This window comes from Klebsiella sp. WP3-W18-ESBL-02, from assembly GCF_014168815.1.
In the GTDB taxonomy this organism is placed as follows: domain Bacteria; phylum Pseudomonadota; class Gammaproteobacteria; order Enterobacterales; family Enterobacteriaceae; genus Kluyvera; species Kluyvera ascorbata_B.
The window spans coordinates 863,199-875,536 of record NZ_AP021972.1 but is presented as its reverse complement, the minus strand read 5'-3'; the positions used below and the strand labels follow the sequence as shown (position 1 = coordinate 875,536).

Below are 12,338 nucleotides of genomic sequence, written 5' to 3'. Positions count from 1 at the left end.
ATGCAGAGCAGGTGTTATGATTAGTGTAATGTTGGCTTCTGGACTTCCGGGGCCGTCGGCTGCGGATGCGTGAAGGTATCGTGGCACAGCAGCGCCGCTACGCGAACGTATTCGATAATTTCTTCCAGCGACATTTCCAGCTCTTCCTGATCTTCATCTTCTTCATAGCCAAGCTGTGCAATATTACGCAGATCGTCAATCGCTTCGCCCGTCTCACCTTTCACTTTATCCAGCTTCGGCTGCACCATGCCCAGCCCCAGAAGGAAGTGATTCACCCAGCCAGAGAGCGCATCGGCGCGGTCAAAGACGCTGACGTCATCGCCGTCAGGCAGATAAAGCTGAAAAAGGAAGCCATCATCTTCCAGCGAGTCGCTGGTCGCTGAATGCATGGAACGCAGCGATTCGGCCAGCTCGTGGCCAAACGCCAGTCCTTCGTTAGTCAGGTCGTGAACCAGCGGCTGCCATGAGCTATCTTTGTTTCCGCCGCAGAGCAGACCGCTGATCAGACCGTGCATTTCCGCAGGCGTCAGGCCTACCCCTTGTTGGTTTAACAGCTGGTTCAGTAGGGTGTAACCAGGCATTTCGTTCTGTATAGACATGCGCATTCGTCATTGTTGGGTGGAATTCATGGTATGCTACCACTTTGGACCCTGGAGACACCAGAAAAGGGCTTGTATCTTCTTACCAGGGTAGCTATAGTGTCGCCCCTTCACATCCTGAGAGTGAAGGACGCGCAGTCAATCAGCAGGAAGGTGGCATGTCTGCACAACCCGTCGATATCCAAATTTTTGGCCGTTCACTGCGAGTGAATTGCCCGCCTGAACAAAGAGATGCTTTGAATCAGGCCGCGGACGATCTGAATCAGCGGTTGCAAGATCTGAAAGAACGCACTAGAGTCACAAATACTGAGCAGCTGGTTTTCATCGCCGCGTTGAACATCAGCTACGAGTTAACTCAGGAAAGGGCAAAGACGCGTGACTATGCTTCAAGCATGGAACAGCGCATTCGGATGCTTCAACAGACCATTGAACAGGCATTGCTTGACCAGGGTCGCATATCCGATAAGTCTGCACCCAACTTTGAATAACACTTTGCAGTTTACTGTGGTAGAGTGACTGTGAAGACAAAATTTCTCTGAGATGTTCGCAAGCGGGCCAGTCCCCTGAGCCGATATTTCATACCACAAGAATGTGGCGCTCCACGGTTGGTGAGCATGCTCGGTCCGTCCGAGAAGCCTTAAAACTGTGACGACGCATTCACCTTGAACCAAGGGTTCAAGGGTTACAGCCTGCGGCGGCATCTCGGAGATTCCCCTTCTACCTACCCGGTCTTATGACGCACTCATCTGAGCAACAAAACTCCCGACAACATATTCGCCAGGTCATCCGGCAACGTCGTCGTGCGCTCACGCTCCAGCAACAAATTTTGTACGGCGAACAGGCCGCCGATCGCATGATGGCATGGCCTCCCGTTGTGATGGCAAAAACCGTGGCGCTGTTTCTGTCTTTTGATGGCGAACTCGACACACAGCCGCTTATTGAGCAGCTGTGGCGCGCGGGTAAACGGGTCTACCTTCCAGTGCTTCATCCGTTCAGCCCCGGTAACCTGCTGTTTCTGCATTATCATCCGCACAGCGAACTGGTGGTCAACCGCCTGAAAATTCGGGAACCAAAGCTCGACGTGCGCGATGTGCTACCGCTCGATCAACTGAATGTGCTGATTACGCCGCTGGTCGCCTTTGATCAACAAGGACAGCGCCTGGGGATGGGCGGTGGCTTTTACGACCGTACGCTGCAAAACTGGCGTCAGCATGGTATCCAGCCCGTCGGCTATGCCCACGATTGTCAGTTAGTTGACGCATTGCCGATTGAAGAGTGGGATATTCCCCTACCCGCCGTGGTCACACCGTCGAAAGTGTGGCAGTGGTAAGCATTTTCTGCCGATTGACATCGATTCTTTTTTGACCTAAATTCCTCGGTAAAGGGTGAGGGAGGCGAACCTCCCTCCTGCGTTCATACTGTTAATATGCTGGGTGAGCGATGATTAACAGAATCAGCAGTATGATGACGAGTCTCATCATTGTCCCTTTCCTTTCAAGGCCCCTGCTTCGGTAGGGGCTTTGCCGTTTCAGCCCCATGCTGAGCCCCCATCGTAAATCCCTTTTGCTAAGACACAATGTGCGGCGGCGCCTTTAATCAACGTTTGCGGCGAGGCGCGTAAAGTGAATGTACGCGTTGCAAAAAAGCGAAAAAAAACGGGCAGACCAATGGCCTGCCCGTTTTATCAGTGCGGGAAAATCAGTACAGCAGACGCGCGCGAACGGTGCCCGGAATCGCCTTCATGCTCTGCAGCGCTTTCTGCGCCACGTCCTCTTCGGCTTCAATATCGATAACCACGTAGCCCATCTGCGGAGTCGTTTGCAGGTACTGTGCCGCGATGTTAACCCCCTGCTCCGCGAAAATCTGGTTCAGCGCGGTCAGCACGCCCGGGCGGTTTTCGTGAATATGCAGCAGACGACGACCGCCGTGCAGCGGCAGCGACACCTCCGGGAAGTTAACGGCAGACAGCGTCGAGCCGTTATCGGAGTACTTAATCAGTTTACCCGCCACTTCCAGACCGATGTTCTCCTGCGCTTCCTGGGTTGAACCGCCAATGTGCGGAGTCAGGATAACGTTGTCGAACTCGCACAGCGGCGAGGTAAACGGCTCGCTGTTGGTCGCCGGCTCGGTCGGGAAGACGTCAATGGCCGCCCCAGCCAGGTGCTTACGCGCCAGCGCGTCACACAGCGCAGGGATCTCAACCACGGTTCCGCGAGAGGCGTTGATCAGCAGCGAACCCGGTTTCATCAGCGCCAGTTCTTCTGCGCCCATCATATTTTTAGTCGAGGCGTTTTCCGGCACGTGCAGGCTCACCACATCGCTCATGTTCAGCAGGTCAGAAAGGTGCTGCACCTGGGTGGCGTTGCCCAGCGGCAGTTTGCTTTCGATATCGTAAAAATAGACGTGCATCCCCAGCGATTCTGCCAGAATACCCAGCTGGGTGCCGATATGGCCGTAGCCGATGATCCCCAGCTTTTTACCGCGCGCTTCATAGGAGCCCGCAGCCAGTTTGTTCCATACGCCGCGATGCGCTTTGGCGTTCGCTTCCGGAATGCCGCGCAGCAGCAGCAGCAGCTCGCCGATGACCAGCTCCGCCACGGAACGGGTATTTGAGAACGGCGCGTTAAATACCGGCACGCCGCGCTGAGCGGCCGCCTTCAGGTCAACCTGGTTGGTGCCGATGCAGAAACACCCTACCGCCACCAGCTTCTCAGCGGCGGCAAAAATTTCTTCTGTCAGATGAGTACGGGATCGCAGACCAATGAAATGGGCATCACGGGCAGATTCCTTCAGCTGCTCGCTGTCCAGCGCGCCTTTGTGGAATTCGATATTGGTGTAACCTGCTGCGCGAAGGCTATCCAACGCTTTCTGGTGCACGCCTTCAACCAGCAGAAATTTAATTTTGTCTTTTTCCAGTGATACCTTAGCCATTTCCCCGTCCCGTCTTTGTTTTACTGATGTTGTGGTGAACGAAAGTTCACCTAAGCAACATATCAAAAAAAATTATTGCGGCAATATGAACGTTTGCGTCGGCGTCATGAAGAAGGCTCACGCAGAGGAAAAAGCCAGCATAAAATGCTGAGCGACTGGATAAACGTGGGATGTTAATCAGGCAGAAGAGTAAAATGTGACACAAGTCACCGAATACAGCCTCAATAAAAAAAATAGGGGAATTTATGCTTCCCCTATATCAGATCATTTAGTAATGGTTTTCACACCATCAGCCGTACCAATCAGTGCCACATCTGCACCGCGGTTCGCAAACAACCCGACGGTCACGACGCCCGGGATACCGTTAATGGCATTTTCCAGCGCGATAGCGTCCAGAATTTCCAGGCCGTGGACATCAAGGATCACGTTACCGTTATCGGTGACCACGCCCTGACGGTACTCCGGACGGCCACCAAGCTTCACCAGTTCGCGCGCGACGGCACTGCGCGCCATCGGAATCACTTCCACCGGCAGCGGGAAGTTACCCAGAATATCAACCTGCTTAGAGGCATCGGCAATACAGATAAATTTATCGGCTACTGATGCAATAATTTTCTCACGCGTAAGGGCCGCGCCGCCGCCTTTGATCATCTGCATGTGGCCGTTGATTTCGTCTGCGCCGTCCACATAGATGCCCAGACGGTCAACTTCGTTCAGGTCGAAAACGGTGATGCCGAGGCTTTTCAGCTTCTCGGTAGAGGCATCAGAGCTTGAGACCGCGCCCTCGATTTGTCCTTTCATCGTGCCCAGCGCGTCAATAAAGTGCGCCGCGGTAGATCCCGTGCCTACACCGACAATCGTACCCGGCTGTACGTATTGAAGTGCCGCCCAGCCTACTGCTTTTTTCAGTTCATCCTGCGTCATGATCGTTTTCGCCTGTGGTGTCATCAACTGCCGCGCATTATAGAACATATCTCAATCATAATTCGACCTGCGGGTAAACCTCTGCGTACGCCCGCCGGACAACAGCTCCAGCCTGTGACAGGTATCACAGCAAAGTGCAAAACAATTTCGTCTGTATCCAGGGTAAATTTATGTCATAGTGCAGGATATACCGACAGGGGGGTACCGCAGATCAATGAAACGTCCGGACTACAGAACACTACAGGCGCTGGATGCCGTTATCAGGGAACGAGGGTTTGAGCGCGCCGCGCAGAAACTGTGCATCACTCAGTCCGCCGTCTCTCAGCGCATTAAGCAGCTTGAGAATATGTTCGGACAGCCGCTGCTGGTGCGTACCGTACCGCCGCGCCCTACCGAGCAGGGGCAGAAGCTGCTGGCGCTGCTGCGCCAGGTTGAGCTACTGGAAGAAGAGTGGCTGGGTGATGAGCAAACCGGCTCGACTCCGCTGCTGCTGTCGCTGGCGGTCAACGCCGACAGTCTGGCGACCTGGCTGCTGCCTGCGCTAGCCGATGTGCTGGCCAACTCCCCTATTCGCCTGAATCTTCAGGTTGAGGACGAAACCCGCACCCAGGAACGCCTACGTCGTGGCGAAGTGGTCGGCGCGGTAAGTATTCAGCCACAGGCGCTGCCAAGCTGCCTGGTGGATCAGCTCGGCGCGCTGGACTACCTGTTTGTGGGCTCCAAAGCCTTTGCTGAACGCTACTTCCCTAATGGCGTGACCCGTTCAGCGCTGCTTAAAGCCCCCGCCGTTGCCTTCGACCATCTGGACGATATGCACCAGGCGTTTTTACAGCAAAACTTCGATCTGCCGCCGGGTAGCGTTCCCTGTCATATTGTGAACTCATCGGAAGCATTCGTGCAGTTGGCTCGCCAGGGCACGACCTGCTGTATGATTCCGCACCTGCAAATTGAAAAAGAGATTGCCAGCGGTGAGCTGATCGATCTGACCCCTGGCCTGTTCCAGCGGCGGATGCTCTACTGGCACCGCTTTGCGCCGGAAAGCCGCATGATGCGCAAAGTCACCGATGCCCTGCTCGCGTACGGGCATAAGGTACTGCGACAAGATTAAGCACAACGAAAAACCCCTCGCCGGGCGAGGGGTTAGGGAAATTACTTCGCGGCTGCGGGCGCTGCTGCCGGAGCCGGAGTGGAAGCCTGTTCAGGCTGAAGCTGGAATACCACATCTACCTGGTCGTCAAACTGAATGGTCGTTTGCTCGTAGGTTTCCTGAGCGGATACCGGTGCCGCATCGGCCTTCATCATGCGCACCATCGGGCTCGGCTGGTAGTTAGAGACGTGATAGCGCACGCTGTACACCGGCCCCAGCTTGCTGTGGAAGCCTGCTGCCAGCGACTGAGCCTGATGAATCGCATCATCAATCGCCGCTTTACGCGCCTTATCTTTATACGCATCCGGCTTCGCCACGCCCAGCGATACGGAGCGGATCTCGTTCAGACCCGCCTTCAGTGCGCCGTCCAGCAGCGAATTCAGCTTATCGAGCTGACGTAACGTGACTTCTACCGTGCGCACCGCGCGGTAGCCCTTAAGCACGCTTTTACCGTTTTGATAATCGTAATCCGGCTGAGTACGCAGGTTGGCGGAGCTAATGTCGTTTTTGGCGACGCCATTCTGCTCAAGGAAAGAGAGGTATTGCGCAACGCGCTGATCGGCCTGTTTCTTGGCGCTTGCTGCATCTTTAGCCGCAATATTAACTTCAATCGCCAGCGTCGCGATATCCGGTACTGCCGCCACGCTTGCTGTCCCCGACGTGACGATATGCGGGCCATCAGGCAACTCATTTGCCTGTACGGACATTGCGCTAAACCCGATTGCAGCGGCCAGAGCCATCACTTTAAACTTCACTGTTGTATCTCCTTGGTTATCACCCGACAACGGGGTCTTGCCTGCAAGCTTAGCCATTGCCGGGAGAAAGTCCATCAGATGAGGCCTAGTTCATAAGCGCGTGCAGGTGGCCAACCCCCTCTTTTGCCAGCTGAAAAGCGATAAACCACATCACGATCCCAACGACGAGGTTGATAATGCGCTGCGCCTTCGCGGTGCGCAAACGCGGTGCCAGCCAGGCCGCCAGTAGCGCAAGCGCGAAAAACCACAGGAACGAGGCGCTGATGGTGCCCAGAGCGAACCAGCGCTTAGGCACGGCCTCCAACTGGCCCCCCAGACTGCCCAGCACCACAAAGGTGTCAAGGTAGACGTGCGGGTTAAGCCAGGTCACCGCCAGCATAGTCACGATGATTTTCCAGCGCCCCTGCTTCATCACTTCCGCGGTGGCCAGTTCAATGTTGCTGCCCATCGCGGTTTTCAGCGCGCCGAAGCCGTACCACAACAGGAACGCAACGCCGCCCCAGGTGACCAGTGCCAACAGCCACGGAGAGGCCATAAGCAGCGCGCTGCCGCCGAATACACCCGCGCAGATAAGTAACATGTCGCTGACGGCACACAGCAAGGCAATCATCAGATGATACTGGCGGCGAATACCCTGGTTCATCACAAAAGCATTCTGCGGGCCGAGCGGAAGTATCATGGCTGCACCAAGTGCAAGACCTTGAAAATAATAAGATATCACGATAGTTTTCTTTAAGTAGTTCAGGAATGGCGCTGACTATAACGCGATAGAATCATTAGCGGAAATTGATATTTTTAATCAGTAATAAGTTTAGCTAATTATAAATTGAAAATACGCGCACCGATGCAGGCCGGATAAGACGTTTACGCCGCATCCGGCATTAATGCGCTCGGTCAGTGCCTGATGGCGCTACGCTTATCAGGCCTACCTTGGTTGGTCGCCCATAAAAAAACCGGGCATCAGCCCGGCCTTATTACTGCTTAGAAGCGGTTACTGCTGGGCAGAACTGCCAGGCTGCATATGCACGTCTAGCTGTGGATAAGGGAAGCTAATGCCGTTGGCATCGAACTCGCGCTTAATTTGCTCCAGCACGTCCCAGTAGACGTTTTGCAGGTCGCCGCTCAGGCTCCAGGCACGCACGACAAAATTTACTGACGACGGCGCCAGTTCATTTAAACGCACGGTAATATCGCGGTCTTTGAGAATACGGTTATCCGCTTCAAGAATACGGGTGAGGATCTGCTTAACTTTATCAATATCCGCATCGTAAGAAACGCCAATAATAAATTCATTACGGCGCGCAGGTTCGCGCGAGAAGTTAATGATATTGCCAGCGATAATTTTGCCGTTAGGGATAACGACAATTTTGCCATCAACGGTACGCATGGTAGTGGAGAAAATCTGCACGCTCAGCACGGTACCGGCCACGCCGCCCAGGTCAACGTATTCACCCGCACGAAACGGGCGGAACATCACCAGCAGCACGCCTGCGGCCAGGTTAGACAGCGAGCCTTGCAGCGCTAGACCTACGGCTAAACCCGCGGCACCCAATACGGCAATAACGGAGGCTGTTTGTACGCCCACGCGCCCCAGCGCAGCGATCAGCGTGAAGGCAATCACCGCATAGCGCACCAGCGCTGAGAGGAAATCAGCCACGGTGGCATCAATTTTACGCGCCAGCATCAGGCGGTTGACGGTGTTCGAAACGATGCGCGCCGCAATCATCCCCACAATGATTATCGCGATTGCCGCAACGATATTGACCGCGTAGCTCAGCAGCAATTCCTGGTTGCGCACCAGCCATGAACCGGCGTCATTTATGCTATCGACAACGTTTAAATCTTCCATTCAATATTCCTTATGGATACCCGGATGGGAAACGAAAAACGGCCTGCAACAGTACAGGCAGGTATAAAGGGTAACCAAAAAAGGCGACTTTTGCCAAGTTGATCACGTTTTTATACCGTTCCATCACTTTGAAAAGACAATAAAAAAAGCCCACCTTTCGGCGGGCTTTCAGGCAAAAATCAGGTTTTCTTACAGAACGTCTTTCGCGTTCAGTTCAGCAAAAGCCTGTTCCAGACGCGTAATCATAGACGTCTGAGCAGCGCGCAGCCATACGCGCGGATCGTAGTATTTCTTGTTCGGCTGGTCTTCGCCTTTCGGGTTGCCCAACTGGCCCTGCAGGTAAGCTTCGTTAGTTTTGTAGTACTGCAGGATACCGTCCCAGGTTGCCCATTGGGTGTCGGTATCGATGTTCATTTTCACTACGCCGTAGCTAACGGAGTCTTTGATTTCCTGAGCAGAAGAACCGGAACCGCCGTGGAAGACGAAGTTCAGGCTGTTGTGCGGCAGGTTGTGTTTCTTAGAAACGTATTCCTGAGAATCACGCAGGATAGTCGGGGTCAGAACCACGTTACCTGGTTTGTACACGCCGTGTACGTTACCGAAGGAAGCTGCGATGGTGAAACGCGGGCTGATTTTGCTCAGTTCAGTGAACGCGTAATCAACGTCTTCTGGCTGAGTGTACAGTGCAGAAGCGTCCATGTGGCTGTTGTCCACGCCGTCTTCTTCACCGCCGGTGCAACCCAGTTCGATTTCCAGAGTCATGCCCATTTTGGACATACGCGCCAGGTATTTGGAGCAGATTTCGATGTTTTCGTGCAGGGACTCTTCGGACAGGTCGATCATGTGAGAAGAGAACAGCGGCTTACCGGTAGCAGCAAAGTGTTTTTCACCCGCGTCCAGCAGACCGTCGATCCACGGCAGCAGTTTTTTAGCGCAGTGGTCAGTGTGCAGGATAACCGGAACACCGTAGTGTTCAGCCATCTGGTGAACGTGATGCGCGCCAGAGATCGCACCCAGGATAGCCGCGCCCTGAGGAACGTCGGTTTTCACGCCTTTACCCGCGATGAACGCAGCGCCGCCGTTAGAGAACTGAACGATAACCGGAGCTTTAACTTTTGCAGCGGTTTCCAGTACGGCGTTGATGGAGTCAGTGCCCACGCAGTTAACTGCTGGCAGAGCGAAATTGTTTTCTTTTGCTACCTGGAAAACTTTCTGTACGTCATCACCGGTGATAACACCTGGTTTTACGAAATCAAAAATTTTAGACATGTTACGTAGTCCTGTATCTTCGGCCGTTAGAAAAGGTGCGAGCTCTATAAAGCGCGCTGAAAATTGGGCAGGTTTCCCTGCCCTTGAATGACTTACTTCTTAGCGCGCTCTTCGAGCATTGCTACTGCTGGCAGTACTTTACCTTCCACGAATTCGAGGAATGCGCCGCCACCAGTGGAGATGTAGGAAATTTTGTCAGCGATACCGAACAGGTCGATTGCAGCCAGGGTGTCGCCGCCGCCTGCGATGGAGAACGCGTCGCTGTCTGCGATTGCGTTAGCCACGATTTCAGTCCCTTTGCGGAAGTTCGGGAATTCGAACACGCCTACCGGGCCATTCCACAGGATAGTTTTCGCGTTTTTCAGGATTTCAGCCAGTTTCTCAGCGGACGCGTCGCCCAGGTCCAGAATCTGCTCGTCATCTTTGATGTCGTTGACAGATTTCAGGGTTGCGGTCGCGGTTTCAGAGAACTCGGTCGCTACGCGAACGTCGGTCGGAACCGGGATGTCACAGGTGGTCAGCAGACGCTTAGCTTCATCAACCAGGTCAGCTTCGTACAGGGATTTACCGACGTTGTGGCCTTGCGCAGCAACGAAGGTGTTCGCGATACCACCGCCCACGATCAGCTGGTCAGCGATTTTAGACAGAGAGTCCAGAACGGTCAGTTTGGTAGAAACTTTAGAACCACCAACGATAGCCACCATCGGGCGAGCTGGTTCTTTCAGTGCTTTACCCAGCGCGTCCAGTTCTGCTGCCAGCAGCGGGCCTGCGCACGCAACGTCAGCAAATTTGCCGATACCGTGGGTGGAAGCCTGTGCACGGTGTGCAGTACCGAATGCATCCATTACAAACACGTCGCACAGTGCAGCGTATTTTTTGGACAGCGCTTCGTCGTCTTTCTTCTCGCCTTTGTTGAAGCGAACGTTTTCCAGAACAACCAGCTCACCGGCAGCAACTTCAACGCCGTCCAGATAATCTTTAACCAGACGAACCGGAGCAGACAGTTTGTCTTTCAGGTAATTAACAACCGGCAGCAGAGAGAATTCTTCGTTGTACTCGCCTTCGGTCGGACGACCCAGGTGAGAAGTCACCATCACTTTCGCACCCTGTTTCAGCGCCAGCTCGATAGTTGGCAGTGAAGCACGGATACGCGCGTCGCTGGTTACTTTCCCTTCTTTAACTGGTACGTTCAGGTCCGCACGGATGAAAACGCGTTTACCAGCCAGATCCAGATCGGTCATCTTAATTACAGACATGGTGAATCCTCTCGTTGATACTTAAAGTTTTGTCGACGCTCAAGCGTCGAGCCTGAAACCAATAGCGGCCATTGCTAACGTGGTGTCGAGCATTCGGTTAGCAAAGCCCCATTCGTTATCACACCAGACCAGCGTTTTGATCAGATGCGCTCCACTCACCCGCGTCTGCGTGCCATCGACGATGGCGCTGTGCGGATCGTGGTTAAAATCAGTTGAGACCAACGGTAATTCCGTATAGTCAACTATACCATGAAATGCACCCTGTGCTGCTTTTTGCAGCAACTGGTTGACTTCACTTGCTTTTACAGGTTTTTTCACCGTCACGCTCAGGTCAATTGCCGTCACGTTAATGGTCGGTACGCGCACCGCAATCGCCTCAAATCGGTCACTGAACTGCGGAAAAATACGGGCGATGCCCGCTGCAAGTTTGGTATCAACCGGAATGATAGACTGGCTCGCCGCACGCGTGCGACGGAGGTCGGGATGATAAGCATCAATCACCTGCTGGTCGTGCATCGCAGAATGAATGGTTGTCACCGTTCCGGACTCAATGCCGTAGGCATCATCCAGCAATTTGATGACGGGAATGATGCAGTTCGTGGTACAGGAGGCGTTGGACACAATACGATGTTCCGCACGCAGCTCATGCTGATTGACCCCATAGACGACGGTTGCGTCGAGATCGTTGCTGCCAGGATGTGAAAAGAGCACCTTCTTTGCGCCTGCGGCGATATGCGCTTCACCGTCTGCACGGCTACCGTATACGCCGGTACAGTCGAGCACCACATCAACCGACAGTTCACGCCAGGGGAGCGCGTCAATAGAGCGCTCGTGCAGAAGACGGATAGCATCATCGCCGACAAACAGCTGCTCGCGCTCCTGGCGAACATCCCAGGCGAAGCGCCCGTGGCTGGTGTCATATTTCAACAAATGCGCGATGCCAGCGGCATCGGCCAGTTCGTTGATGGCCACCACGGTGATTTCCGCACGGCGTCCGGATTCATACAAAGCACGAACCACATTACGTCCAATGCGGCCGAAGCCGTTAATCGCTACGCGTACGCTCATAGGTCTCCTGCAAGGTTGTCCCGACGCTAAGTGGCAAACAGAGTAATGCAGCCGCACGTTCAGGGAAACCTTACCCGCCACAAACCGTGACTGAATGGTTAAATGTCGAACAATTCATCGACTGAAACGCTTCAGCTAGAATAAGCGAAATATGGAATAAAAGGAATGTTTGTCCAGACAAACGCGCCAGTAATCTGACATACATCACATTTTTACAGGAATAATCTGCGGAGAAATTCCATGCCGCCCTTCGCTTATCCCCCTTCTCTGTAACCGGCGTCGGCAATCAACCTCAACCGCACCAGGCTAATATTATTAGCTAAAGATGACTTTATCGCTGTGCGAGTCACAGAATCCTCTTTTCGTAATGATACACTCACCAGCCAATATAAAAACGCCCGAAAAATAAGCATACGCTTTAATTAATAAATATCACAAAAATATATCAACCGAAAATATATTCATTAAAGAAATATTTCTGACGCTAATGACGAATTTCATTATTCACCCACAATTATCGCCATTATTCCGGTTTAAATA

Annotated in this window: 13 protein-coding genes and 1 other RNA gene; 4 read left to right on the top strand and 10 right to left on the bottom strand. The window is 53.5% G+C overall.

Annotated elements, in window-relative coordinates; translation table 11 throughout:
- Positions 1 to 20: 20 nt before the first annotated feature.
- Positions 21 to 599 (bottom strand): YecA/YgfB family protein, encoded by a 579-nt coding sequence (locus H7R56_RS04250; protein WP_106925757.1) that lies wholly within the window; start codon positions 597 to 599, stop codon positions 21 to 23.
- 158 nt (positions 600 to 757) lie between these two features.
- Here H7R56_RS04250 and zapA point away from each other — a divergent pair, with 158 nt between their 5' ends.
- From zapA to H7R56_RS04235, 3 genes are all read left to right on the top strand, one after another.
- Positions 758 to 1,087 carry a cell division protein ZapA gene (zapA, locus tag H7R56_RS04245; RefSeq protein WP_064542733.1) on the top strand — a complete coding sequence of 110 codons (330 nt, stop codon included), beginning with the start codon at positions 758 to 760 and terminating at the stop codon, positions 1,085 to 1,087.
- Positions 1,088 to 1,128: 41 nt separating this feature from the next.
- A non-coding RNA gene (gene ssrS, locus H7R56_RS04240) (6S RNA) lies at positions 1,129 to 1,312 on the top strand.
- Between the two features lie 20 nt (positions 1,313 to 1,332).
- The gene (locus H7R56_RS04235) at positions 1,333 to 1,929 is read left to right on the top strand and encodes a 5-formyltetrahydrofolate cyclo-ligase (protein ID WP_106925755.1); all 597 of its coding nucleotides are present in this window, start codon (positions 1,333 to 1,335) and stop codon (positions 1,927 to 1,929) included.
- A gap of 91 nt (positions 1,930 to 2,020) precedes the next feature.
- Here the strand turns inward: H7R56_RS04235 and H7R56_RS28010 are convergent, their stop codons facing one another.
- From H7R56_RS28010 to rpiA, 3 genes are all read right to left on the bottom strand, one after another.
- The gene (locus tag H7R56_RS28010; protein ID WP_353654619.1) at positions 2,021 to 2,080 is read right to left on the bottom strand and encodes a type I toxin-antitoxin system Ibs family toxin; all 60 of its coding nucleotides are present in this window, start codon (positions 2,078 to 2,080) and stop codon (positions 2,021 to 2,023) included.
- Positions 2,081 to 2,297: 217 nt separating this feature from the next.
- The gene (gene serA, locus H7R56_RS04225; RefSeq protein ID WP_106925751.1) at positions 2,298 to 3,530 is read right to left on the bottom strand and encodes a phosphoglycerate dehydrogenase; all 1,233 of its coding nucleotides are present in this window, start codon (positions 3,528 to 3,530) and stop codon (positions 2,298 to 2,300) included.
- A gap of 264 nt (positions 3,531 to 3,794) precedes the next feature.
- Positions 3,795 to 4,454 carry a ribose-5-phosphate isomerase RpiA gene (gene rpiA / locus H7R56_RS04220; protein WP_106926107.1) on the bottom strand — a complete coding sequence of 220 codons (660 nt, stop codon included), beginning with the start codon at positions 4,452 to 4,454 and terminating at the stop codon, positions 3,795 to 3,797.
- 214 nt (positions 4,455 to 4,668) lie between these two features.
- Here rpiA and argP point away from each other — a divergent pair, with 214 nt between their 5' ends.
- Positions 4,669 to 5,562 carry a DNA-binding transcriptional regulator ArgP gene (argP, locus tag H7R56_RS04215; protein ID WP_106925749.1) on the top strand — a complete coding sequence of 298 codons (894 nt, stop codon included), beginning with the start codon at positions 4,669 to 4,671 and terminating at the stop codon, positions 5,560 to 5,562.
- A gap of 41 nt (positions 5,563 to 5,603) precedes the next feature.
- Here the strand turns inward: argP and H7R56_RS04210 are convergent, their stop codons facing one another.
- The 6 genes from H7R56_RS04210 to epd form a co-directional block, all read right to left on the bottom strand.
- Positions 5,604 to 6,356, bottom strand: coding sequence for an oxidative stress defense protein (locus H7R56_RS04210; protein ID WP_106925747.1), 753 nt, complete (start codon positions 6,354 to 6,356; stop codon positions 5,604 to 5,606).
- An 85-nt stretch (positions 6,357 to 6,441) separates the two neighbouring features.
- Positions 6,442 to 7,077, bottom strand: coding sequence for an arginine exporter ArgO (argO, locus tag H7R56_RS04205; RefSeq protein WP_106925745.1), 636 nt, complete (start codon positions 7,075 to 7,077; stop codon positions 6,442 to 6,444).
- Positions 7,078 to 7,347: 270 nt separating this feature from the next.
- Entirely contained in the window at positions 7,348 to 8,205 is an 858-nt protein-coding gene (gene mscS, locus H7R56_RS04200; RefSeq protein WP_106925743.1) for a small-conductance mechanosensitive channel MscS, read from the bottom strand.
- A gap of 189 nt (positions 8,206 to 8,394) precedes the next feature.
- Positions 8,395 to 9,474 (bottom strand): class II fructose-bisphosphate aldolase, encoded by a 1,080-nt coding sequence (fbaA, locus tag H7R56_RS04195; protein WP_106925741.1) that lies wholly within the window; start codon positions 9,472 to 9,474, stop codon positions 8,395 to 8,397.
- 92 nt (positions 9,475 to 9,566) lie between these two features.
- Entirely contained in the window at positions 9,567 to 10,730 is a 1,164-nt protein-coding gene (gene pgk / locus H7R56_RS04190) for a phosphoglycerate kinase (protein WP_106925739.1), read from the bottom strand.
- Between the two features lie 39 nt (positions 10,731 to 10,769).
- On the bottom strand, positions 10,770 to 11,798 hold the full coding sequence (gene epd / locus H7R56_RS04185; protein WP_106925737.1) for an erythrose-4-phosphate dehydrogenase: 1,029 nt from the start codon (positions 11,796 to 11,798) through the stop codon (positions 10,770 to 10,772).
- Positions 11,799 to 12,338 lie beyond the last annotated feature (540 nt).

Excerpts from the sequence above, each read along its gene's own strand:
- H7R56_RS04250 (WP_106925757.1), bottom strand. The coding sequence starts at position 599 with ATGTCTATACAGAACGAAATGCCTGGTTACACCCTACTGAACCAGCTG.
- zapA (WP_064542733.1), top strand. The coding sequence starts at position 758 with ATGTCTGCACAACCCGTCGATATCCAAATTTTTGGCCGTTCACTGCGA.
- H7R56_RS04235 (WP_106925755.1), top strand. The coding sequence starts at position 1,333 with ATGACGCACTCATCTGAGCAACAAAACTCCCGACAACATATTCGCCAG.
- serA (WP_106925751.1), bottom strand. The coding sequence starts at position 3,530 with ATGGCTAAGGTATCACTGGAAAAAGACAAAATTAAATTTCTGCTGGTT.
- rpiA (WP_106926107.1), bottom strand. The coding sequence starts at position 4,454 with ATGACGCAGGATGAACTGAAAAAAGCAGTAGGCTGGGCGGCACTTCAA.
- argP (WP_106925749.1), top strand. The coding sequence starts at position 4,669 with ATGAAACGTCCGGACTACAGAACACTACAGGCGCTGGATGCCGTTATC.
- mscS (WP_106925743.1), bottom strand. The coding sequence starts at position 8,205 with ATGGAAGATTTAAACGTTGTCGATAGCATAAATGACGCCGGTTCATGG.
- fbaA (WP_106925741.1), bottom strand. The coding sequence starts at position 9,474 with ATGTCTAAAATTTTTGATTTCGTAAAACCAGGTGTTATCACCGGTGAT.
- pgk (WP_106925739.1), bottom strand. The coding sequence starts at position 10,730 with ATGTCTGTAATTAAGATGACCGATCTGGATCTGGCTGGTAAACGCGTT.
- epd (WP_106925737.1), bottom strand. The coding sequence starts at position 11,798 with ATGAGCGTACGCGTAGCGATTAACGGCTTCGGCCGCATTGGACGTAAT.